Here is a 23,404-nt window from a genome sequence, read left to right on the forward strand (position 1 = left end):
TATTAAAGAACAAAGAAACGGACAAACATGGACACTCATTCATTTTGTCCATTATCATGCCGCGTTATTCGGAATCAGACGTTAAAAGGCGAAAAAGAACGAGATTCCGGCTGCCAGGAGGTTCGGCATGGCGAAAACGGCGAGTGCGTTTGCCAGTTTGCCGTTCCACTCCCTGTGCTCCTTCGTTTCCGAATCGTGATTTCCCTTGAACCGGTCACCGCTGACAAATACGCCGGAACATAAAGCAGACAGCAGAATTGCGCCTAGTCCGGCGGATCCCGAAACTTTGAAAATCAACGTCCAATCCCCGGCCGCAGCCGAAATCAATACAGCTATCAAACAAACAAAAACACCGGCGAGAAAAGCCTTTTTCATCAATCATTCTCCTTCAATCGGTTCTATCCATCATCCTAGCGGAACGTTTTGTAAAAGACAACCAAAAAGATTCCCCAAAAGGAAAAGCAAAAGCGCCCGAAAAAGCGGCGCTTTATTAACATCAATTATTCTGTTTCTTGTGAGGCGGCTGCCTCAGCGTGCTTCATCGCCGCATCCTCTTCTTTTACAAAGATGATGCCAAGCTCATGATGCTCTCCTTCATATGAAGCTCTTTGTTCAAAACGAATTTCATTGTTTAAACCGACGACTTCAAGTTTGAAGAAAGCACGGTTCTTTTGAAGCGCTTCGTAGAAGTCCGCCGCATTTTTCACTGAAATCCCGTTAACCTTCGTGATGATTTCGCCGATCTTGAGACCGAGATCGGCTGCCGGCGTGTTCGGAATAATGCCGAGCACCACGAGCCCCTGGTCTCTCTTTGAAAAATGGAAAGGGGCGGAATTATCGTTCATCCGCTGTTTCCATGATAAAAAGGCCCTTCCTGCGATCGCCGCTCCGGCGGCAAGAGCGGCAAGCGGCGTCCACCATACGCTTCCGGCCGCGAGCAGCAGAATGATAATACCAAGCACGCTGATGCGCTTCGCTGTAATTTTAATGCTTTCAATCGGAAGCGATCCTTGAACTCTTTGGCCGAAGCCGATGAAATAAGGAATCCAGAGGAGCTCAAAGCCTCCGTTAAATGACAGAACGGGCCACCACGGAACCGATGATTCGATCGCATGTCCCGGAATGAGAATGAACAACGGCAAAAGCCAGGTTCTGCCCGCAATCTGCTGGCCGATCGGGAGCCCTCTTTTGCTCATAACGATCGCAGGGGAAGTTTTGATATGTGCCGTTTTGTAGACGAGCACTCCTTCCGCTACCAACAGAAGTCCGAGCAAGACGGCAGCAGCCGGCCAATTCGCGAGGGACAGCTGCGGAAGTAATGCGTCAAGCGCTCCGAAACCGGTGTATTCGATACATAAACCGGCGACGATGCTCACGCCAAGCGTATATGCCGCTGACAGCAGACTCTGTCTGAAAGTTAAAGCTGCGGCAACGCTGACCGCCGCTATTAAAACCAGCATACCCATCGGCAGATACAGCCCTAAGCCGAACGAAACAATGGACAGCACGAGTCCCGCCAAGAGTCCTTTAGAATATGTAAACTTAAACTCGTCATAAATATCTTCAATACGCGTATGAAACGTCTTTCTTTCACGTTTGATCCGGGCATAGCCGTAAGCAAGACTCATGATCATCATAAAATAGAAGAGCGGGTGCAGAAAAAACAATCCTGCTCCTTTTAAAAGTTCAATTAAGCTTTCTTCAACTGACAAGGGAACGTTCACCGCCTCAGCCAAGCATTTCAGGCCGCCTTAAATACGGCAGCTTTTTAACGTTGGATATTTTAGGGAAACCCAGCTTGTCTAAAGCGTCGGCACGAGGAAATGACGTGCGGCCGTTCAGGCGGGATGCCTGAGCCGTCAGCCGCAGAAACTTTCGTCATGATGCTTTAACGCCGGTGCTTTTTAAGCGCATTCGTGACGACAAATGCTGGCACCTTTAGGCAAGCTGGTGCATTTTATTATTATTCTAACAAATAATAAAATGCTTGGGTATGGTAAACGTGAGGTTTATTTCTCCTGGCTCATCCAAAGCGTCACATTCGACAAAGAAAAGTCTTTCAGGTAATGATTGACTTCGACATCTAGAATATCTCCTATCAGCTGCATTGACCGCTTGATATCGGTCAGATTGATGCCGAGCCGCTTGTGGTTGTCCATCAAGTAGTTGAAATAAAGTTCCGCGCAATCCTCATTGATATCCTCCACACTTTCGACCGAAGTGTAGTTTACGAGGTATCTGCTGAACAGCATAAGCAACCCTACTGCCTTTGTAGCGGAAAACGTAACGTCTTGTGATCGAACTTTTAACTGCTCCACTAATTCATAGTATTTTTTCTCTCTCACAATACTTGCCCTTTTCAATCGTGTACCCCCATTTATTATTTATATATAAGAAAAGCGCAAGCGTCAGACGACTCCACCAACAGAGACGAAGAACGCAAACCGCGCTAACATTCTCCGCAAAAAAAATGCACACATTATAATTCTTGAAAAAGCTTTGGTTCTATTTTAAAAAGTTTTCCTTAGTTATACAACTTGCAAAAGTTACATTTTTACTGCATCTTTACATCCTTATAAAGTCTCCCATACACTTATGTTATCGGGTCAATTCTATTCATTATGAATGTTTTTTTTATGAAAAAACAAAAATTTTAGGTAAAAAGATTGAGAATTTATTTTCTGAGAATAAAAAAAGTGAGGACATCCTGTGTCCTCACTTTTTGTTAAACAGCACTTTTAATGCGGTTTGCAGCTGAAGATCGTTCTTTTCTTTCATCTTTTTCTCTTCAATCCGCAGGTTCATTGTATTTGCCGTTTTTTGGTCAATGATGCCCGTTTGTTTCAGCTTGTTTTCAGCCTGAAACGCCATGACGGCTTTTTTTGTGCCTTTACTGTAATAGCCGTCTTCCCGGCCGGGGACAAACCCGAGTCCTTTCAGCAGGTGCTGTGCCCGCTTAATTTCATTGTTGTTCATATCCGGCTTGAGAGGCTCCTTCAGCTGTACAGGCCCCACCGAGAAATATGCAGGCTGGGCGACTGGAACGGTCGGCTGAATTCCCTGCTTATGGATCCAATTCCCTTTAGGCGTCAGCCATTTATACAGCGTCAGCTTAATATTGCTTCCGTCTCCCATCGGAACCGCTTGCTGGACGGTTCCCTTTCCAAAGGAAGGATCGCCCACCACGTCGTAACCCTCGGCTTCTTTTAATGCACCTGCAAGAATTTCCGACGCTGAAGCGCTGCCCTTGTCCGTAATCACGCTCACAGGATATGGTTTTTTCTCTTTTAATTTTGAAAAGTATTGTTTTTTATTTCCGTTTCTTTCGGCGATTTGTATATATGGATGATCTTTTGTCACAAAATGTTTTAAAATGTCTTCAACGCTTTGCAAGTATCCGCCCGGATTGCCTCTTACATCCAAAACGAGCCCTTTTATTCCCTTTTTCTCAAGCTTTTTCAGTTCAGCAGTAAAATCTTTTGCCGTATGTTCGGAAAAGGAAGATATTGCGATATAGCCGACAGGTTTTTCCTGTATTTTTTTAATGGAAGCAAATACCGTTTCCAGCGGAATTTCATCGCGCTTAATTGTAAATGTCAGCTGATCTTTCATGCCGGGCCGATGAACTTTCAGCGTAACCGTCGACCCCTTTTTGCCCCTGATCTTTAATACGGCGTCATTCAAATCCATTCCGGCCATGGAATCGCCGTCGATACTGATGATTTCATCGTTCGGCTTTAATCCGGCTTTCTCTGCCGGAGACTGTTTAAAAGGAGAAACGATAATGATTTTCCTGTCTTCCATTCCGATTTCTGCGCCGATTCCTTCAAAAGAGGAATCAAGGGAATCTGAAAACCGCTTTGCCGTCTGTTTATCCATATAAACCGAGTATGGGTCATTCAATGTTGAAAGCATGCCCTGTATGGCTCCTTCCAACAGCTTTTCCCTGTCGACCTGCTCTACATATTCATTTGAAATCAGGTCATACGCTTTCTCAATTTTCTCCAATTCGTTTCTGACGGCAGCCGCTGATGCTTTTGGAACGGCATCATGAAACGGAATCGGACCGGCGCCTGTTACCAAGCCGCATAACAGGCTGAGCGCAATGATGAGCCGTGCAATCTTCTGATTCATCCTATACCTCCTCTTCTGCCTGCACTATATTTTGTTGCTTGAAGTATTATGCGCAAAAACCGCCCGTATCATGTAATCGATTTTCCATTCACAGCAAAAAAACTGCCGGATTGCCGGCAGCTTTTGCTTATATAGTCTTCACACGCTTGATGATTTCTTCTGTCACTTCATCCGTCGTACTTGAACCGCCGATATCAGGCGTCAAGTAACCGCTTTTTAGAACGTCTTCGATCACGTCAAGCAATCTGGCACCGAGTTCTTCTTCTCCAAAATGATCAAGCATCATTTTAGCCGTCCAAATTTGGCCGATCGGGTTTGCAATTCCTTTGCCGATAATATCCGGGGCAGAGCCGTGCACAGGCTCAAACATGGACGGATATTTGCCGTTTACATTGATATTGGCGGCCGGCGCCACGCCTATACTCCCCATAATCGCCGCCCCGATATCGGTCAAAATATCACCGAATAAGTTGCTGGCAACAATGACGTCAAGCTTCTCCGGCTTCGTTACAAAAAAGGCCGACAGCGCGTCAATGTGCTGCGAATCAGCGGTAATGCCAGGGTAGTCTTTTGCCGTGTTCGCAAAGACTTCATCCCAAAAAGGCATTGAATATACGATTCCGTTCGATTTTGTTGCGCTTGTGACATGCTTTTTCCGTTTAGCCGCCAACTCAAATGCAAAGCGCATCGCCCTCTCCGCCCCTTTTCTTGAAAAAACGGCATTTTGGATGGCGATTTCATCTTCATCTCTGAAGATTCTGCCTCCGATCGAGCTGTATTCCCCTTCACTGTTTTCCCTGACGACAAGAAGATCGAAATCTTTTGGATTGGCCAGCGGAGACTTGATTCCTTGCAAATATTTCGCAGGTCTAACATTGATGACCTGTTCAAATTCGCGGCGGATTTTAATGAGCAGCCCCCATAGGGAAATATGGTCGGGGACAAGCTTGCTGTTTCCTACCGCTCCAAGGAAGATGCTGTCGAACTCTTTCAGCTGCTCCATACCGTCATCGGGCATCATTTCCCCGTGTTCCAAATAATACTCGCAGCTGTATGGAAACTCCGTAAACCGAAATGAGAGTCCTCCGTGAACATCAGAAACCGCTTTCAAAACTCGCTGTGCAGCAGGTACGACTTCTTTTCCTACTCCGTCACCGGGTATGCTGGCAATGTTGAATACTTTCATTAGATCATCCCCTATTCAAATAGTCGACTGTCGACAGGTGTCACTTTCATTCTATACCTTGTGTTATTTTCTGACAAGAACAAATTTTGAAGCATCTCGATTTGAATAACAAAAAGCCGATTCGGTCCATTTCCGGACGAATCGGCTTTCATTTTTAAAGCGGTATATAATTGGCCGGGTCAACAGCATTGGATTTCGCGTTGTTCCAAAGGCCTTTATGAATTTCAAAGTGAAGATGCTGCCCGTAGGATTGGCCTGTATTTCCCATCGTTCCGATCACTTGTCCCTGTTCAACACGCTGGCCTGTCTGCACTTTAATCGAAGACATGTGAGCGTAGACCGTCTGATATGTTTGCCCGTTGATATTATGGGTAATAAACACAACATTGCCGTAGCTGGACGAGTAATGGGCGTTATAGACCGTTCCGGCGGCTGCCGCATGAATCGGAACACCTGAACCGCGCTTGGCGATATCTACGCCGAAGTGATTCCCGAGCGAACGATTTCCGAACCCGGAAGTAAATGTGCCGGAAGCAGGACGGATAAAGCCTGAGCTGCTTGGTGCCGACGGTTTAGAAGAAGAGGCTTCCGATTGGCCGCTTGAAGCCCGGCGGCTCGCTTCAGCTTCCTGCTTTTTCCGATGCGCCTCTTCAGCTTTGATCGCTTCATCCTGACGCTTTAAAATTTCTGCTTCATTTTCGAGTGAACCAAGTTCTTCATGCGCATGATCTTTATCTTGCTTCACTTTTTTCATGACGTTTGCTTTCTCTTTTTGCTGCTTGTCGAGCGTCTTTTTTAAATCTTCCAGGTCTTTGAGCGCTTTTTCAAGGCTTTCAAGATCCTTGCTCAGCTTTGTCTCCTTTTCCTCAACAAGCTGAAGATCGCGCTTTTGCTCTTCCATCAGGTCTTTATCAGCTTCGACAATTGTCGAAACCGCACCCGCACGGCTGATGAAATCCCCAAAGCTTTTCGAGCCGAGAAGCACATCTATGTATTGAACGGAACCGCCGTTTTCCTGCATGGAGCGAACCCGGTCTTTCAATATTTTATTGCGTTTTTCAATCTTTTCTTTAAGCTTTTTGATTTGCTTTTTCAGCTCTTCAATGCTTTTCTTTGTTTGGTCGATTTCTTCGTTTTTCTTTTCCAGCTTTTCATTCGTGTTCGTCATCTGACGGTCGATTTTCTCGATCTCGCTTTTCAGGCCTGCTTCTTTTGATTCAAGCTTTGAAAGCTCCTGTTTCTTTTTCTCGAGTTTTGACTCGTTTTCAGATTTCTTGCTTTGAACGTCGCTCTTTTCTTTCTCCAAGTCTTCATAAGCTAAAGCATGGTTGCTTTTTAGGGGGATCAGCACTGCCGACGATCCGAGCACAGCGGTCAGCCCCAGCGTCATAAGCTTTCTTTTCAACCTTGGTTCCTCCTTGCCTTCAGAATCAAGGGAGCCCGGCGCTTTGCAGGCATCCCAGCTTTAAACATGATACAACCGGCGAGAGCGCCGGTTTAAACTTTTAAGAATTTGCGAATCGACATCAAGCTTCCCCATACACCGATAACGGCTCCGATCAGCACAAGGATCGCTGAAATTTGGAAGACGAACGGATTGTACGGCAAGAGCTGTATGAATGTGCCCTGAACTTTCGGAGCGATCCACTTAACGGCATGATGATACGTTCCGAGCAAAATAGCGATCGGAATGATAGAACCGCATACGCCTAAGAGCAGACCTTCAATGAAGAACGGCCAGCGAATGAACCAGTTTGTCGCGCCTACAAGTTTCATAATCTCGATTTCTTTGCGTCTTGCAAAAATCGTGATTTTGATCGTATTAGAGATTAAAAACATCGCCGTAAACAGCAGGCCGACAACCAATGCAATCCCGATTACTTTGGTGACACCGCTGATTTTAAACAGGCGGTCTACCTGCTCCTGCCCGTATGTCACCTTATAGACGTTGGTCAGCTTCTCAAGCTTCTTGGCAGCTTTCGGTGTGTCTTGAGGGTCTTTTGTTTTTACGACAAATGCATCGTTCAGCGGGTTTTCCTGCTCGAACATTGCAAAGAATTTCCCGTCTTCGCCAAAGCTGTCTTTCAGGTTTTTCAGCTCTTCATCTTTAGATGAATATTTGACACTGCTGATTTCCGGTATTTGTTTAATTTCTTTTTCCAATGTATTTTTTTGGTCCTGGTTGGCCGTCAAGTCAACAAGCACTTTGACTTCGACTTCCTGTTCGGCTTTTAATGTCATATTGTATACGTTCAGCATGATGACCATGAACACGCCGACCAAGATAAGTGTAACTGTTACAGCACTGATGGATGCGAAAGTCATCCACGCGTTTCTCCCGAGAGATTTTAAGCTCTCGCGCAAATGCCGTCCGAGAGTTCTAATCATAAGAACCATACTCCCCTCTAGCTTCATCACGCACAATGACCCCGTCTTCGATTGCGATGACCCGTTTCTTCATGGTGTTTACGATTTCTTTGTTATGAGTCGCCATAACGACTGTTGTTCCGCGGTTGTTGATCTCCTCGAGCGTCTTCATGATTTCCCAAGACGTCTCAGGGTCAAGGTTTCCCGTCGGCTCGTCAGCGATCACGACATCAGGGTCGTTGACGATTGACCGTGCAATTGAAACCCGTTGCTGTTCTCCCCCGGACAGCTGATCAGGGAATTGCCTTGCTTTGTGCTTCAGCTGGACAAGATCAAGCACTTCAAGCACTTTTTTTCTGATCACCTCTGGACGCTCCCCGATGACCTCTAAAGCAAATGCAACATTTTCAAACACCGTCAGCTTTGGCAGCAGTTTAAAGTCCTGGAATACAACGCCGATTTTCCTTCTGATAAAAGGAATCTCTTTTTCTTTGAGCTGCGCCAAATTTTTATTGTTTATGACAATCTTCCCTTTGGAAGGCTTTTCTTCGCGGTAAATCATTTTAATGAAGGTTGATTTTCCTGCTCCGCTCGGTCCTACAACATAAACAAATTCCCCGGGATATATAGAGATGCTTATTCCGTTCAGCGCCGAGACCCCGTTGGAATAAGTCTTATATACATCTTTTATTTCGATCATGTAATCACCTAATCTTCTATGTTTATACGGTCATACTCTTCGAAAGGACATGTCGTTTTGTGTCCTGCTAAATTCACGGTAAACGGTATTGATCCAAGCCCTTTTTCAACAACACCCATTATACGTCAAGATTAGACAAAATGATATTACAGTTTTGTTTCAATGCCGACATAAGTTATAGGAAAAACGCAAAATCAGACAAAAAATTTGTACTTTGGGCCTTTTCTGAGATAAAAGAACTTGTTTTTTTCGTTCTTTAATAGGTATAAAGGCCTTTTCAACAAAAAAAGAACCTTTTTCACCCGAATGTGAAGAAGGTTCTCTTCGCCTCCTGACCGGCAAGGCATTCTTATTTTTTCTCTGAAAGCCACTTCGCGACCGCTTCAGCTTCTTTTTCGTCTACAAGATTGCCAGGCATTCCGCCGCGGCCGTTGACTACAATGTCTTTAATTTCGCTTTCCTTATACTTGCCGCCAACTTCTTTCAAGCTCGGGGCGGAACCGCCGGACAAATCCTTACCATGGCAGCCTGTGCAGTTTTGCTGGTAAATCTCTTCCCCGTCCGTTGCAGTTGCTTGCCCGCCTGTGTTTTTCTCTTTGCTTTCATTGTTATTGCCCCCGCAGGCAGCCAGCACAAAAGAAACAGCCATAAACAGAGTAAACAGCTTCATTTTCATTTTTTTAAGTCAGCTCCTTTAACAAGTCAACCTTTATTATAACCTCGATTACGCGCGTTTAAAACCCTCGCCAAGCACCTCTGAAGCATCCATCGCAATGACAAATGCAGACTCATCAATGTGTTTCACGAGTTGTTTCAGCTTTGTGAACTCGGTCTGGCCGACCACGCACATCAAAATGGGCCGCTCATCATCTGTATAGCCTCCGACCGCTGATATTTTCGTAATCCCTCTGTCAATTTTATTCAGTACCGCATGTCGAACTTCCTCTTCCCGGTTGGTAATGATCATCGCCATTTTGGAACGGTTCAGCCCGACCTGGATAACATCGATGGTTTTGCTTGATATATAAACGCCAAGCATAGCATACAGTCCCTGTTCGATGTTAAAAACAAACATCGCCGACAGGACGATCGTTCCGTCGATCAGCGCCAAACATTTGCCTTGCGAAAGCCCGGTGTACTTATGAATGATTTGCGCAGCCAGCGCAGTCCCGCCTGTAGAACCCCTTCCGAGAAAGACCATCCCGATACCAACTCCGATGCCGACACCGCCGAAAATGGCGGCTAAGAGCGGATTCTCTGTCGCCGGAGCAATGTCCCGTGTCATATATACGATAAAGGGGAGAAAAACAGACCCGACAAGCGTTTTAATGCCGAATTTTCCTCCGAGTATGAGAATCCCGGCAATAAATAAAGGAATATTAAATGCCCATTGCACATAGGCAGCTTCAAAGCCGAATGATTGCAAAATGGTGCTGATGCCGCTGACTCCGCCGGCTGCAATCCGGTTGGGAAGCAGAAACATATTAAATGTCATAGCGACGACAGCTGATCCAAACAGGATATAGCCGTAGTCACGCAACACCGCAAACAATTGATGTCTCGTTTTATCCATATTCATATCTGTCATCCTCCGCACGATTCGTTACCAATCGAGAGTATAGCATTTAGCTTATTGTAAGTAAATAACAGCCAAATAACGTATTAATCGGATAAAGCGGCAGAGGGACAAAGCTTCTTACGGCTTAGGCTGAACATATCCAGGCGGATTTACCCGCAAAAAAAAAGACACATCTCACAATATGGATGTGTCTTTCTCCAATTTAGGAAAGCTTTGAACGCAAATATGCGTCGATGAAAGAGTCAATGTCTCCGTCCATAACCGCCTGCACGTTCCCCATTTCCGTGTTCGTTCTATGATCCTTCACTAGGGAATACGGATGGAAAACGTATGAGCGGATCTGGCTTCCCCAGCCGATTTCTTTTTGTTCGCCGCGAATTTCGTCAAGCTGTGCCTGCTGCTCTTCGATTCTGCGCTGATACAGCTTCGACTTCAGCATTTTCATGGCACGTTCGCGGTTTTTAATTTGTGAGCGCTCCGTTTGGCAAGTGACGATGACGCCTGTCGGCAGGTGGGTGATCCTGACGGCGGAGTCTGTCGTATTGACATGCTGCCCGCCGGCGCCGCTTGCCCTGTACGTATCGACTTTAATATCTTCCGTACGGATCTCAATGTCGATTTCTTCGTTGAATTCAGGCATGACATCACAAGACACAAACGACGTGTGCCTGCGCCCTGATGAGTCGAACGGAGAAATTCTGACGAGCCTGTGTACGCCTTTCTCGGCTTTTAAATAGCCGTAGGCATTGTGTCCTTTGATCAGGAGAGTAACAGACTTGATTCCTGCTTCATCCCCTGGGAGGTAATCAAGGGTTTCCACCTTAAATCCGCGGCGCTCTGCCCACCTGGTGTACATTCTGAGAAGCATTGAACCCCAATCCTGTGATTCGGTGCCGCCGGCTCCCGGGTGAAGCTCAAGGATCGCATTGTTTTTATCATACGGCTCGCTTAACAATAGCTGCAGCTCAAATTCGTTAAATTGCTTTGTTAAGCTTTTCAGCTCGCTGACCAGTTCATTTTGCAGGTCTTGGTCAGGATCTTCTTTTAAAAGATCGTGTGTCATTTGCAGTTCTTCATGAGATTCGCTCAACTTGTTATACGTGTTGACATAATCTTTTAACGCATTCGCTTCATTAATGATCGTCTGCGCTTTCTGCTGATCTCCCCAAAAGTCAGGGTCAGCCATCTGCTCGTCTAATTCGCTGATTCTTGCTTCCTTTGTTTCGAGGTCAAAGAGACCCCCTGAAGTCCGCTAATCGAGTAGCCATATTTTCAAGTTCCTGTCTGATTTCTGCCAATTCCATTATTCTTTCACCTCATCATAGATTTCAGCCTGTTCAAAATAAAAAGAGGCGTGCACCTCTTTTTATTCTGTTCTTCCGCAGCAGTTTTTATATTTTTTTCCGCTCCCGCAGTAGCAAGGATCATTGCGTCCGATATCCACCGCTTTGCGGACCGGTTTTTTCTTCGCTTGTTTTTCCTCATCGCCTTCTTTCGGCTGATGGGCTGTCGTCTGTCCTTGAATGACCTCTTCGCGCTCAAGGTTGTTTTCAATTTCAGCCTTCATGACGAATTTGGCTACATCATCTTCGATGGCCGCGATCATGTTTTCAAACATTGCAAAGCCTTCCATTTGATACTCGCGAAGCGGGTTTGTCTGAGCGTAAGCGCGCAGATGAATTCCTTGACGCAGCTGATCCATCGCATCGATGTGATCCATCCATTTCGTATCCACTTCGCGGAGAACGATGACTTTCTCAAATTCGCGCATTTGTTCAGAGCCGTACCGCTCTTCTTTCTCATCGTATTTCGTCTTGATCCTGTCATAAATGAGCTCTGTAATCTCCTCAGGCTCTTTTCCGAAAATGTCGCTTTTCTCCACTCCGCCCTCATCAAGGAAATTCGCATTTACAAGCTCGACAAGGCCTTCAAGATTCCACTCTTCAGGCAGATCTTCCTTTGGCGTGTATGAAGCAACAGCCCTCTCAAGTGAAGCTTTAATCATATTTTCGACGATGGAGCGGAGGTTGTCGGAATCGATGACCTCAAAGCGCTGTTTATAGATGACCTCACGCTGCTGGCGGAGCACGTCATCGTATTGCAGAAGCTGCTTACGGGCATCAAAGTTGTTGCCTTCCACACGCTTCTGTGAAGATTCGACCGCTCTTGAAACCATCTTGCTCTGAATCGGCGTCGAATCGTCCATTCCGAAGCGGTCAAGCATCGCCATCGTCCGTTCTGCACCGAAGCGTTTCATTAATTCATCTTCCATGGAAAGATAAAATTGGGTGATACCAGGGTCCCCCTGACGGCCTGAACGTCCGCGCAGCTGGTTGTCAATCCGCCGTGATTCATGGCGCTCTGTACCGATAACGGCCAGTCCGCCAAGCTCTTTTACACCTTCGCCAAGCTTGATGTCCGTACCACGTCCCGCCATGTTGGTCGCGATGGTGACCGCGCCTTTTTGCCCGGCATCTTCGATAATCTGGGCTTCCCGCTCGTGGTTTTTCGCGTTTAACACCTGATGCGGAATGCCTTTATTTTTAAGCAGCTTTGAAATCAATTCAGATGTTTCAACCGCAACTGTACCGACAAGAACCGGCTGACCGACCATATAGCGCTGGGCGACATCCTCTGCAACAGCTTTAAATTTTCCTTCCATGGTCCGGTAAATTAAATCCGGGCGGTCATCACGGGCGATCGGCTTGTTGGTCGGAATCGTTACAACCTGCATGTTGTAGATGTTGCGGAATTCTTCTTCTTCCGTTTTTGCCGTACCCGTCATCCCTGCCAATTTTTCATACATGCGGAAATAGTTCTGGAAGGTGATCGTCGCGAGCGTCATGCTCTCATTTTGGATCTCAAGCCCTTCCTTCGCTTCAATGGCCTGGTGGAGCCCATCGCTGTAGCGGCGGCCTTTCATCAGACGGCCTGTGAAAGAGTCGACGATAACGACCTGGCCGTCTTCGACGACGTAATCGACGTCTTTATGCATCGCCGCATGGGCTTTAAGCGCCTGGGCAATATGATGGTTTAAGGCGACATGGCGGACATCAAACAAGTTTTCGATGCCAAATGCCTTTTCGGCTTTTGTCATCCCTTCTTCAGTCAGCTGAACGCCTTTTGTTTTCACATCGTATGTGTAGTCCTGATCCACTTTTAACGTGCGGACAAACGCATTGGCCTGAACGTACAGCTTTGTGGATTTGGCCGCTTGTCCAGAAATGATGAGCGGCGTTCTTGCTTCATCGATCAAAATCGAGTCGACTTCATCGATGACTGCAAAATGAAGCGGACGCTGAACCATCTGCTCTTTATAAAGCACCATGTTGTCGCGCAAGTAGTCAAAGCCAAGCTCATTATTCGTAGAGTACGTAATATCGGCTGCATAGGCTTCACGCTTCTCGTCTTTTGAAAGGCTGTTCAGGTTTAAGCCGACTGTCAGCCCGAGAAATTCATAGATTTTTCCCATCTCTTCAGCATCGCGGCTCGCCAGGTATTCGTTGACCGTCACGATGTGAACGCCTTTCCCTGACAAAGCGTTCAAATAAACGGGCATTGTGGACGTCAGCGTTTTACCTTCCCCCGTTTTCATTTCGGCGATATTCCCTTCATGAAGGGCAACGCCTCCCATCAGCTGAACCTTAAACGGGAACATGCCTGTCACGCGCCGGGAAGCTTCCCTGACAACGGCAAACGCTTCAGTCAAAAGGTCGTCAACTGTTTCGCCTTTTTCAAGGCGCTCTTTGAACTCGATTGTCTTTTGTTTCAAAGCTTCGTCTGAAAGCCTCTCTATATCTGCCTTGAGCGCATCAATCTCGTTCGCTTTCTTTTCATAACGGCTGAGCGTGCGTTTTGTCGGATCAAACACTTTATTTAAAATTCCAAGCATAGAATAACGCTCCTCTTTATTTTCCTTGTTTAAGTATGAGTAAACAGTAATTTTTATATATGCAATATCATATCATACCTTTTGTCATTTCCAAACAATTTACCGCGGGGAAACGGAAAAAATCCCCTCTGCGGAAGATCCGGGAGGGGACTTGATATATTTATTCGTTCGGTTCGATCAAACCGTATTTTCCGTCGTTTCTTCGGTAGACCACATTGGTCAGATTGGTTTCGGCGTTCGTGAATACAAAGAAGCTGTGTCCAAGCATATTCATTTGTAAAATCGCTTCTTCATTATCCATCGGTTTTAAATTAAAGCGTTTTTGACGGACAACCTGCGGCTGTTCATCCTCAGCGTCATCCTGCACGGCCGTTCCGATGCCGTTTTCTTCGGCAAAAACATACTTCGGAGAACCTTTTTCGCGGAATTTCCGGTTCACTTTTGTTTTGTGCTTGCGAATTTGACGTTCCAGTTTGTTCGTTGCGAGATCGATTGCATTGTACATATCTTCGTGGTGAACTTCCGCACGGAGAGAGAGGTCTGTCATTGGAATTGTCACTTCCACCTTAGATTCCTGATCGTTGTAGAATTTCAAGTTGACGTGAACAATCGCATCAACGTTATTTTCAAAATAACGCTCAAGCTTTCCAATTTTCTTCACGACGTGTTCTCTTAACGCTGGTGTTACCTCAATGTTTTCTCCTCTGACGTTGTACTCCATCAAAAGAACGCCTCCTTTATATTAAGGATATGTAAATACATTTCGTCTTTTCCCTGCTGAATTCCTGCATAAACGTAAAAATTATGTGAAAAATCCGTGAATTTTGACGAAGATTGTCTCCTGTCATTTGAACCCCTTTATTAAATCTTAAATATATTCACATGCGAATAAAATCAGAACGCCATTTTTGCTTTTTAAAAAATATGGCATACACCTGTCAGGTGTATGCCGTCAATGGATAACGTAAGGTCTCATGCATTGGTGGATCGTTTTCATCCATTCCCGATAAAGCGGTAAAAAATGATGGGTTAAGTCATGCTGAAATTCAGCAGACGGATAATTGTAATAAATCAGACTGTCAAACTCACGGAAGACTCTGTCAAAAAAACGAATCGAAGATTTGGCACAGCTTGTCTCCAAAATCGACAGCAATACAGCGTGCGACGAATCCAACTGAAAAAAAGCATAGATTAAATCGTTAAAAATCCGCTCTCCTTCTGTCTTCGCCAAATCTTGATTCGCTTCTATTAAATAGCAAAACCCCTCTTCAATCGTAAACAAAAGCTGATAATAAGTCGTTAAGAGCATGTAATCGTCGGTGCTTGTCAAAGCGATCACCTATTTGCGCTTGTCATAATATGTGCCGTCAATCGTCATGTTGGCGTACGGATTGATATAGGAATGATGCATGGCTCGCTTCTGCTTCGCCTGAAGCAGCTCATGTTTGACAGCCTGCTGCAGCCTTTTCAGTTCGGCCATGAGCAATGGCTCCATATCCGTCACTTGCCGCAGCTGCTGCTTTTCTGTCTCAGAAAGAGGCGGCTTGATCTCCTTGATCAAGCCATCGCGTTTTTCAAGAAAAGCTTCGATTGCCTGAACCAGCTCATCACTTTCCGGGGCGTCTTTTATTTGAGCGAGCATATGTTTTGTTTCGCTGTACAGCAGCTCAATCTTTTCCATTATGCCAGCCCGCCCGATCCGAACCGGCCCTGCCGTTCGATTTGAAGCGCTTGCTTCCAGGCATCGCGTAAATCTTTAACATACCCTTCGACTTCCGTCACGATATCTTTGTCATTGCGAATGTTGGCTTCAACCAGGCGGCGGTGGATATACTCGTACATTGCCCCCATTGATGCGGCCAATTCGACTTTCCGGTCAAGAGTGATATTGAGCTCCTGAATAATCTTTTGAGCTTTAACAAGGTTCGTATTTTTCGTTTCCATATCCTCTTGTTCAATCGCCTGTTTCGCCAGCTTCATAAATTTAAGGCAGCCATCAAATAGCATAAGCGTCAATTCTCCAGGGGTCGCCGTGTTGATTGAATTTTGCTGATAAGCTGCATACGGGTTGTTTAAAGCCATTCTTGATCCTCCAAACTACGATTATTGTCCAAGCAATTGCGCCAAATATGTTGATTGTTCATTCATTTTTTGAATTGCTTTTTCCATCGCCGTGAATTTTGTGTAATAGCGATTTTCGATTTGTTTCAGGCGGTTATTCATGGACGAAATATCGGTTTCAACTGTATTTAAGTTTTTCCCAATCAAGAATTGATTGTTTGCCATTGATGAATTTCCCGCTTTATCTTCAATCTGTTTCTTCGTATCAGTTAAAACAGACTGAATCCGCCTCAATATCCCTTTTTCATTATAGTTTTCAGTACTGCTAGTTCCCGCCATAAAAAGGTTAGCCACACTGTCGGGGTCCTCTGCGATCTTTTCTCTCAGTTTTTTTTCGTTTATCTCTAAATGACCGCGCTGACTGTAAACGCTTGAAGTAGAAATTCCAAACTGGGTAAGTTGCAGCGATTCTCCATTAGCAGATACATTAGCGTAAAAATCAGTCCGCATTTGGTTGGTGGCGCCGCTTAAAATCGTGTCGCCCCTTAACAATCCGCTTTTCGCTTTTTCTTCCCATAGCTCAATTTGCTTTTCCGTCATATCTTTTTTCTGTTCTTCTGTCAGCGGCGTATAGTCGCGGTATTTCTTTTCCGTGAGCTTTCCGTTGACCATATCGATCAATTCATTGTACTGTGTAACAAAATCTTTAATCTTTTCGTATATACCGTCCACATCAGTAGATACATCTATCGAAACGGGGCTGTTTGTCGTATTCTTCAGCTGATATGTCACATTATTAACGGTAAAGTTGTTCGTTGTCTTCTCAATCTGCAACCCGTTGATGATAACTTCGGCATTTTGACCGGCTAGACTGGCTGTCAGCTTGTTGTCTGCGTCAAGCGCAAAACCGAGTTGATTAGACATAAAGTTCGCCGTCGCATCATCAGCTGCCTGTATGCTGCCCCCTGCGCCGGTTGCTTTTGATGTGAAAGCGATCGTTTCCACATATTCAGAACCGTTATAAATCTTTTCTTTCATAGCGGTTACGCCCAAGTTTGATTTGTTGATTTTGGAAACGATGTCATCCAGCGTATCCGTGCTGCTGACACTGATTTCAACTTTTTTTGCAGTCGTTTCTCCAGGAGCTGTCACTTGGAAAGTTAGCGTTTGATCGCTCCCTGTATACCCTGAAAGGCTGGAAGATTTATAGGTGGCCGCAGTTGCCAGCTTGTTGATTTGAATCGTGCCTGATGCCGCATTCGTGGTGCCTGTTGCCGTAACAGCCGACTCGTTAGAGCTTGTCACCTTTTTCGCGCCGTACGTGCTGGGACGGAGCATAAGGTTGATTGATTCCTGCAAATCTTTAATTTTTGTATTGATTTCACGATAGCTGTCGCGCTGCCATTCCAAAGTCTGTTTCTTTTGCGTGAGCTTATCAAGCGGAACTCTCTCCGTCTTCATTAATTTACTGATAATCTCATCAATATCCATTCCTGAAGCTAAACCAGATATCCTCATTACCATACCTTGTACACTCCTGTTCTATGTAGTTTGATCGACAATTAATCCCATAAACTCCGCCATCGCCGCATAAAAATCGAGCCACTCCTTTGGCGGGATCTCGCGTACGACTTCCTCCGTCCGATTGTCCACGACCTTCACATAATACTCTCCCAATTTTTCGTGAAGCACAAACTGAAGGTGGACTTGAGACGGCTCCAAAAGATTGTTTGCGCCTTGTACCGTTTTTTCAAGCTGAGCAAATGTAAATTCTGCAGCGTCCGTCTGCTGCGGACGTTCTACAGCTTCAGACTGTTTATTCATCATCTGCGTTTTGTAAGCATCAATAATGGGTTCTAAAGATGACAATCTATTGATCGACAATTTTTACCATCCCCTATGCTATGATCTAAAACTTATATCGGCTAAGGGAGAATGAGATTAAACATCTTTATGGAAAAAAATTAATCAAGGTAGATAGAAACTAGCCACTCACAGTATATTTTAAGAGTAAGACCATGATAGAACTTCCTTATGATAGCCATTATAAAATCCTTTTGGATACGAAAATATCTTTCAATAAATATTCAAATTTGTTATTTATTATAATGTTATAATTGAACTGACAATATCTACAAGAAAGGGGATTTGTTCATGAAAAAAATATTTGTGTCGCTGGCACTAGCCTTTGTATTGTCATTTGGTTTTTACTCATCTTCGAAGGCAGCAGTATTAGCTCGAGTAGCTGTATACCCTGGTGAAATTCGCCAAAGCGCTGATATTTTTCATGGCGTTGGGGAGGGGGATTTCCGGTGCAGATTTTATAATGCAACACGTTTAGGCGGTGGTACATGTTCACTTTATGAAATTACTCCAGATGGAAGAAATAAATTAGTTGCCTCTTCCAGTGTAGATTACTCGCTACAACAAGAAATTCAGACAGTTTATACAGATCCAGATCTCCTCTACTATATAAAAGGGAAGAATTCTGCACTAAGTGGTACAAGAACACTTATTATTAGCGAATTCTCTAATTAATAGACATTCTATATTGAGACACTCTAAGATCAATAATTGAATATCTCTTATCTAACCTTTTAAAAAAGATCTTAGCAATCTTTACTGGGATTGATATTCCAATAAAAAAGACCTCGGCAAAAGCCAAGGTCTTTTTAAGTAATTAACGAAGCAACTGAAGTACGTTTTGTGGCTGTTGGTTAGCTTGAGCAAGCATAGCTTGAGAAGCTTGAGAAAGAATGTTGTTCTTAGTGAACTCGCTCATTTCTTTAGCCATGTCAACGTCACGAATACGAGACTCAGCAGCAGTTAGGTTCTCACCAGAAGCACTCAAGTTGTTGATTGTGTGTTCTAGACGGTTTTGAACCGCACCAAGTTTAGAACGTTGAGTAGATACTTGTTTGATAGCATTATCAATTGCGCCTAGTTGATTTTTGAAACTGAATTTAGCTTTATCTTCATCAGAAAGGTCTGTTCCATCTGCGGCTTTACCAGTCAATTTAGTAACATCGATATCAGCAATTTTAAAAGAATTTGTAGGGTCAGCTTCATCGATTGTTCCTATATCTTGGATTGACATGCTTGAGATATTTACAGACAATGTTTGCTCGCTGTTAGCACCAATCTGGAATGTAAGCTGCTCAGTTGCAAAGTCTCCGTTCAACAGTTTTTTACCGTTGAACTCAGTGCGGTCAGAGATACCTTTACTTGCACCGGCTTCAGTAGAACCGCCGATTTCTTCTTTAAGTGCTTTAATCTCATCTTGGATTGCTGCAAGATCAGTATTATCTTGAGTTCCTAAGTTGTTTGCTTGAACAGTAAGCTCACGAACACGTTGAAGGATGGAGTGAGTTTCAGTCAACGCACCCTCAGCTGTTTGGATAAGAGAGATGCCGTCTTGAGCGTTTTTCTGAGCCATTTCAAGACCGCGAATTTGTCCTCTCATTTTTTCAGAGATTGCAAGACCTGCAGCATCATCTCCTGCACGGTTAATACGAAGACCAGAAGAAAGTTTCTCCATGTTCTTTTGGCTTGCGCCGTTGTTTGAAGACAGACGGTTCAGCGTGTTAAGCGCTGCAATGTTGTGGTTGATTCTCATTGTATATTTCCTCCTTGAAATGTGTTTGATTGCACGTCCATGTGCATATTTTGGAGCATTCAGGCTGTCCTTCCTGCTACATACTTTATATCGGAGATGCCTTAAAATTGTTTATAGCAAAAATAAAAAAATCCTCACTTTTTTTGTGAGGACAATTTCGCAAGCAAATCGTTTGAGATGGAAGCGGCCCGGTTGTTTTCTTCCTGGATTGCCAAATAGATTTCCTTGCGGTGAATTTCGATATGCTTCGGCGCGTCAATGCCGATTTTCACCTGGTCGCCGTCAACGGATATGATTTTCACTTCGATATCGTCTCCGATTTGAATCGCTTCATTGAGCTTACGGGATAAGACTAACATGCTTCCCCTCCTATCGGCTGCTTTGTCAGATAAGAGGAGTCATGCAAAATCACTTGTTTGGCAAGCATTTTTCTGCGGTTCACGACAATCGGCGCCATCAAATTGGCCGTTGATTTCTCGAATGGCTCTTCGATCGTTAAAATCGCCATCACTTCAACGTCTTCGGCAGATTCGATTTCAAGAAGTTCAACCGTCGTTTCATCAAGATCAAAGCCATAATCTTTGAAAAAGACGAACGGACTGGCGACAATGAATGCAAGCTCTTCCGACTGCACCGACTGAAGGACGACAAACGGCGAATCCTCGGAAAGCGGCAGGATGACGAACTTCTTCTCCCCTGTAAATCCGGGTAGGCCGTTTTTAAACATGATCGTCTGATCTTCTTGAATTTGTGTTTCTCCGTGATACTTCGTTTTAATGATCATCATTCACGATCCTTTGCTAAATTACTTTTGTTTTGGGTATTCCACATCTATTTTTACCTCCGGATATTGGAGCATGTCAACCTTCACACTGCCTGGCGTATAGTTAACAACCGGTTTATTCGGCGTTGCTTCGATAACAGGCTTACGCGGTGTTGCTTCAATGTTCACTTTAGCCGGTTCATATGCGATCTTCACCCTGTCAAATGACGGCGTAAAATGAACGCCGATTTGAATCGGTTCAGGCTCGCTGATTCGTCTCGCCTGGTCTGCAAGCGGATTGCCTTCGATTTCAATCCGCATCATCTCGTCCCCTTCTTCAGCGGTCCGAGCCATTCCGGCAAGCCAATCCTGATAGCCTTGCTGCGCCCCTTCTTCAATCCTTTTAAAGATATGCTTTCTTTCTAAGTCTTCCCATGCTTTAGTCTGGTCAATCGTGAGCTTCGAAGGGGTAGTTGTCATCTCCAGTTCAGCCGGCGGCTGCTCGATTTTCAAGTCGGCGCGCGGCTGTTCCATTTTCAAATCCGGCGGCGTTGTTGTTAAACCGATGCGGCCCGGGATATTTTGCATGATCAGCCTCGGCATCTCCATTATGATATCCTCCTTTTGCTGAAAAAAAGCAACTCGGATAGAGTCGCTTTTATCTTAAAAAGTCAACCAGTGTCGGCTGAACAATTTTCGCGTTTACGGCAAGTGCAGCTCTGTGAACCGATTGCTGTGTAATAAATTCAGTAATGATTTCTTCAAGCTCAACATCTTCGTTGTCTGACAAAACTTTTGTCGCCGTCTCTTCCTGTTCGCTCAGCCGTGAATTGATCAATTCGAGCCGATTGTAGCGCGCTCCAATATCAGACCGCTCATTGCTCATCTGATTGGAAAACTGGTCAATGTCTGAGAGGGCGTTTTCCATCCCTTCCATTGTTCCCGCTTTTAAGGCGTTCTCGAGAGACTCAATCATTTCAAACACATTTTGTCCGCTGCCTGACTGCCCGCCGAAAGCCGAAATCGGATTTGAGTTTACATTTAAGGTTGCGTTTGGCGAAACATTGATGTTGACGTCAGAGCTGCTTGTATAGTTTTCAAAATTGTATGTGTACGTACCGTCGGCGTTTTTTGTGATTGGAGCGACGTCAGAGTTCGTACCGTTAAAGAGGTAGCGGCCGTTGACCTGCGTATTGGCGATCTGAATCAGCTGGTCTTTCAGCTGGCCGATTTCGACTCCGATCGCATTTAGTTCTTCTTCGCCGTTTGTACTGTTTTGAGCCTTAACAGTCAGCTCCCTGATTTTCCCCATGATATCAATGCCTTCTGTAATGTTCGTTTCCGTGTTTTCAAGCCATGTAAAAGCTTGGGAGGCATTGCTTTGATATTGTTTAACCTGGGACAATTGCGTATTGTACTTCAGGCTTTTCATTGCGACGACGGGATCATCGGACGCCTTTGAAATCTTTTTTCCTGACGAAATCTGGGATTGAAGCTTATCCAGCTTTCCATAGCTTGAATTGATGTAGCGCAAAGAGTTTTTTGCGATCATCCCTTGGGTTACCCGCATGAATCTTTACCTACCTTCCCACGACACCCATGCCGTTAATAATTTTATCGAGGACTTCGTCCTGCAGCGTTATCATTCTCGCAGCTGCGTTATAAGCATGCTGGAATTGGATCATGTTCGACATTTCTTCGTCTAATGATACGGCGCTTACAGACTGCCTGTTCAACTCAGCAGTGTTTACAAGCGTTTCTGTATTTTTAGCCAGTCTGTTTGTTTCCTGAGCTTTTACACCCATTTCACCGATAATACCTGCATAATAGTCTAAAACGGTCGTCGTTTTGTCGCCAATTTGAATTTTCTTGGTGAAGACATTAGCGAGATTTGTCGCGTTGGAGTTGTCGCTCGCTTCACCATTCAGCGATGCAGCGATTTTATCGCCTTTTGAATTCATGATCTCATCGGTTACTTTGATTTTGCCGGCAGCTCCCTTTGCAGGCTCAGCCTCTCCCCCGGTGAATTCAAAGAAAATGCCTCCCGGTTCTCCCGATGAAGTAAACCCGCTTTGATGGACTGCATTAAACTCTTTCGCAAAAGCAAGCGCCAGCGTATCCAGATCTGCGAGCATTTCAGGATACAAACCTTTTTCTTTACCGTTTGACATATATCCGTAAGACTCAATTAAACCGCGCAGCGATCCTTTGCTAGTAAACGAATCGATGCCGATGTCCGTCCCGCCGAGGGAAACACCTGTCACAAGGCCTGTATCGTTGTCGTAATTTACTTTGACAGTTTCAGTCGTGAAGTTTGGTCCGTCAAGAACCTGGCCCAGAGACTGGCCGTTTTCGTCCAGGATTTCGATTGATGCAATGCCTTCAGCGGTTGCAAGTGGGTTGCCGCCAGTTTTCGTATAGCTGACTTTGATATTAACCATTGAAGACAGTTCATCAAGGAGCTGATCACGTTTATCGTACAAATCATTCGGGAGATAGCCGTTCGGCTCGACTTTGGCAATTTGCTCGTTTAAGCTGTTCAGCTGTGACAAAAGCGAGTTGATCGTCATCACATTTTGATCAATCTGGTCGCCTAAATTTGATTGAACGGTTGTCAGCGATTTATACAGAGTGTTAAATGTCTCGGCGACCGCCTGCCCTTTTTGTCCGACGACAGAAGCAGCGCTCGGCTCGTGAGCGTTGTTCGTCAATTCCTGAATGGAATTCCAGAATGAATTCAGAACCTTGTTTAACCCGGTGTCATTCAGTTCATTCATAATCCCTTCCATTTGGTTAAAAGCGTCCACTTTTGCATTGTAATAGCCTGCCTTTGTATTCTGCGTCCGGTATTGATAATCCAGAAAGCTGTCTCTTACCCGTTCAACCGAACCGACCTCAACGCCTGTACCCATCTGGCCGGCAAGCCCGACAGAGTTTCTTGATACGGACGGATAAGGGGTTGACGCTTTAAATGTGACACGCTGTCTTGAATACCCTTCGGTATTGGCATTGGATATATTGTTCGCTGTCACGCTCAGAGCTGATTGCTGCGCGGACAAGCCTCTTTTGGCGATTTCCAGCCCTAAAAAAGTTGGGTTTGTCATCT

The 23,404-nt window shown here is 45.0% G+C and carries 25 protein-coding genes; 1 reads left to right on the forward strand and 24 read right to left on the reverse strand.

The features are described from left to right. Positions 1–81 precede the first annotated feature (81 nt). The 18 genes from MHH76_RS18690 to flaG form a co-directional block, all read right to left on the reverse strand. Positions 82–375 (reverse strand): DUF5316 domain-containing protein, encoded by a 294-nt coding sequence (locus tag MHH76_RS18690; RefSeq protein WP_020453090.1) that lies wholly within the window; start codon positions 373–375, stop codon positions 82–84. 125 nt (positions 376–500) lie between these two features. After that, positions 501–1,712 carry a PDZ domain-containing protein gene (locus tag MHH76_RS18695; RefSeq protein ID WP_020453091.1) on the reverse strand — a complete coding sequence of 404 codons (1,212 nt, stop codon included), beginning with the start codon at positions 1,710–1,712 and terminating at the stop codon, positions 501–503. Between the two features lie 297 nt (positions 1,713–2,009). Beyond that, positions 2,010–2,363, reverse strand: coding sequence for a swarming motility protein SwrAA (gene swrA, locus MHH76_RS18700; RefSeq protein ID WP_003185659.1), 354 nt, complete (start codon positions 2,361–2,363; stop codon positions 2,010–2,012). 352 nt (positions 2,364–2,715) lie between these two features. Then, entirely contained in the window at positions 2,716–4,134 is a 1,419-nt protein-coding gene (locus tag MHH76_RS18705; RefSeq protein ID WP_043054488.1) for a S41 family peptidase, read from the reverse strand. Positions 4,135–4,261: 127 nt separating this feature from the next. Beyond that, positions 4,262–5,320, reverse strand: coding sequence for a tartrate dehydrogenase (locus MHH76_RS18710; protein ID WP_020453093.1), 1,059 nt, complete (start codon positions 5,318–5,320; stop codon positions 4,262–4,264). Between the two features lie 154 nt (positions 5,321–5,474). After that, a complete protein-coding gene (locus tag MHH76_RS18715; protein ID WP_020453094.1) occupies positions 5,475–6,725 on the reverse strand; it encodes a M23 family metallopeptidase in 1,251 nt (416 codons plus the stop codon). Positions 6,726–6,817: 92 nt separating this feature from the next. Continuing rightward, positions 6,818–7,708 (reverse strand): permease-like cell division protein FtsX, encoded by an 891-nt coding sequence (ftsX, locus tag MHH76_RS18720; RefSeq protein ID WP_020453095.1) that lies wholly within the window; start codon positions 7,706–7,708, stop codon positions 6,818–6,820. Further along, positions 7,701–8,387, reverse strand: coding sequence for a cell division ATP-binding protein FtsE (ftsE, locus tag MHH76_RS18725; RefSeq protein ID WP_003185670.1), 687 nt, complete (start codon positions 8,385–8,387; stop codon positions 7,701–7,703). The genes ftsX and ftsE overlap by 8 nt, the downstream gene beginning before the upstream one ends. Before the next feature lie 349 nt (positions 8,388–8,736). Beyond that, positions 8,737–9,063: a cytochrome c551 gene (gene cccB / locus MHH76_RS18730; RefSeq protein WP_020453096.1), complete on the reverse strand. Its 327-nt coding sequence runs from the start codon at positions 9,061–9,063 to the stop codon at positions 8,737–8,739. Positions 9,064–9,111: 48 nt separating this feature from the next. After that, complete coding sequence (locus tag MHH76_RS18735) at positions 9,112–9,960, reverse strand: YitT family protein (RefSeq protein ID WP_023856378.1); 849 nt, start codon at positions 9,958–9,960, stop codon at positions 9,112–9,114. Positions 9,961–10,168: 208 nt separating this feature from the next. Further along, a protein-coding gene (gene prfB / locus MHH76_RS18740; RefSeq protein ID WP_096748347.1) for a peptide chain release factor 2 occupies positions 10,169–11,270 on the reverse strand; the annotation gives its coding sequence in 2 pieces (ribosomal slippage) (positions 10,169–11,197 and positions 11,199–11,270; 1,101 coding nt in all). Positions 11,271–11,332: 62 nt separating this feature from the next. Then, positions 11,333–13,858 (reverse strand): preprotein translocase subunit SecA, encoded by a 2,526-nt coding sequence (secA, locus tag MHH76_RS18745; protein WP_020453099.1) that lies wholly within the window; start codon positions 13,856–13,858, stop codon positions 11,333–11,335. A gap of 160 nt (positions 13,859–14,018) precedes the next feature. After that, positions 14,019–14,579: a ribosome-associated translation inhibitor RaiA gene (gene raiA / locus MHH76_RS18750; protein ID WP_020453100.1), complete on the reverse strand. Its 561-nt coding sequence runs from the start codon at positions 14,577–14,579 to the stop codon at positions 14,019–14,021. A gap of 231 nt (positions 14,580–14,810) precedes the next feature. Next, a complete protein-coding gene (locus MHH76_RS18755; protein ID WP_020453101.1) occupies positions 14,811–15,188 on the reverse strand; it encodes a hypothetical protein in 378 nt (125 codons plus the stop codon). Positions 15,189–15,197: 9 nt separating this feature from the next. Continuing rightward, positions 15,198–15,539: a flagellar protein FliT gene (locus MHH76_RS18760; RefSeq protein WP_020453102.1), complete on the reverse strand. Its 342-nt coding sequence runs from the start codon at positions 15,537–15,539 to the stop codon at positions 15,198–15,200. Next, entirely contained in the window at positions 15,539–15,940 is a 402-nt protein-coding gene (fliS, locus tag MHH76_RS18765; RefSeq protein ID WP_020453103.1) for a flagellar export chaperone FliS, read from the reverse strand. The genes MHH76_RS18760 and fliS overlap by 1 nt, the downstream gene beginning before the upstream one ends. A gap of 21 nt (positions 15,941–15,961) precedes the next feature. Beyond that, on the reverse strand, positions 15,962–17,443 hold the full coding sequence (locus tag MHH76_RS18770; protein WP_020453104.1) for a flagellar hook-associated protein 2: 1,482 nt from the start codon (positions 17,441–17,443) through the stop codon (positions 15,962–15,964). 18 nt (positions 17,444–17,461) lie between these two features. Next, on the reverse strand, positions 17,462–17,803 hold the full coding sequence (gene flaG / locus MHH76_RS18775) for a flagellar protein FlaG (RefSeq protein WP_043054489.1): 342 nt from the start codon (positions 17,801–17,803) through the stop codon (positions 17,462–17,464). Positions 17,804–18,073: 270 nt separating this feature from the next. Between flaG and MHH76_RS18780 the strand changes: the two genes are divergently transcribed. Then, on the forward strand, positions 18,074–18,457 hold the full coding sequence (locus tag MHH76_RS18780; RefSeq protein ID WP_043054490.1) for a hypothetical protein: 384 nt from the start codon (positions 18,074–18,076) through the stop codon (positions 18,455–18,457). A 142-nt stretch (positions 18,458–18,599) separates the two neighbouring features. On the opposite strand, the gene hag is transcribed toward MHH76_RS18780, so the two are convergent. The 6 genes from hag to flgK all read right to left on the reverse strand — a co-directional run bounded on the left by hag (position 18,600) and on the right by flgK (position 23,402). Continuing rightward, entirely contained in the window at positions 18,600–19,535 is a 936-nt protein-coding gene (hag, locus tag MHH76_RS18785) for a flagellin Hag (RefSeq protein WP_020453106.1), read from the reverse strand. 134 nt (positions 19,536–19,669) lie between these two features. Then, entirely contained in the window at positions 19,670–19,894 is a 225-nt protein-coding gene (gene csrA, locus MHH76_RS18790; protein WP_020453107.1) for a carbon storage regulator CsrA, read from the reverse strand. Next, a complete protein-coding gene (gene fliW, locus MHH76_RS18795; protein WP_035337783.1) occupies positions 19,888–20,319 on the reverse strand; it encodes a flagellar assembly protein FliW in 432 nt (143 codons plus the stop codon). The genes csrA and fliW overlap by 7 nt, the downstream gene beginning before the upstream one ends. Positions 20,320–20,340: 21 nt before the next feature. Next, positions 20,341–20,907, reverse strand: coding sequence for a DUF6470 family protein (locus MHH76_RS18800; protein WP_020453109.1), 567 nt, complete (start codon positions 20,905–20,907; stop codon positions 20,341–20,343). Between the two features lie 49 nt (positions 20,908–20,956). Further along, positions 20,957–21,868, reverse strand: a complete 912-nt coding sequence (gene flgL / locus MHH76_RS18805) for a flagellar hook-associated protein FlgL (protein WP_020453110.1) — start codon at positions 21,866–21,868, stop codon at positions 20,957–20,959. Positions 21,869–21,878: 10 nt separating this feature from the next. Then, positions 21,879–23,402 carry a flagellar hook-associated protein FlgK gene (gene flgK / locus MHH76_RS18810; protein WP_043054491.1) on the reverse strand — a complete coding sequence of 508 codons (1,524 nt, stop codon included), beginning with the start codon at positions 23,400–23,402 and terminating at the stop codon, positions 21,879–21,881. Between the last annotated feature and the right edge of the window lie 2 nt (positions 23,403–23,404).

This window comes from Bacillus sp. FSL L8-0193 (assembly GCF_037976065.1).
GTDB classification, from domain to species: Bacteria; Bacillota; Bacilli; order Bacillales; family Bacillaceae; genus Bacillus; species Bacillus paralicheniformis.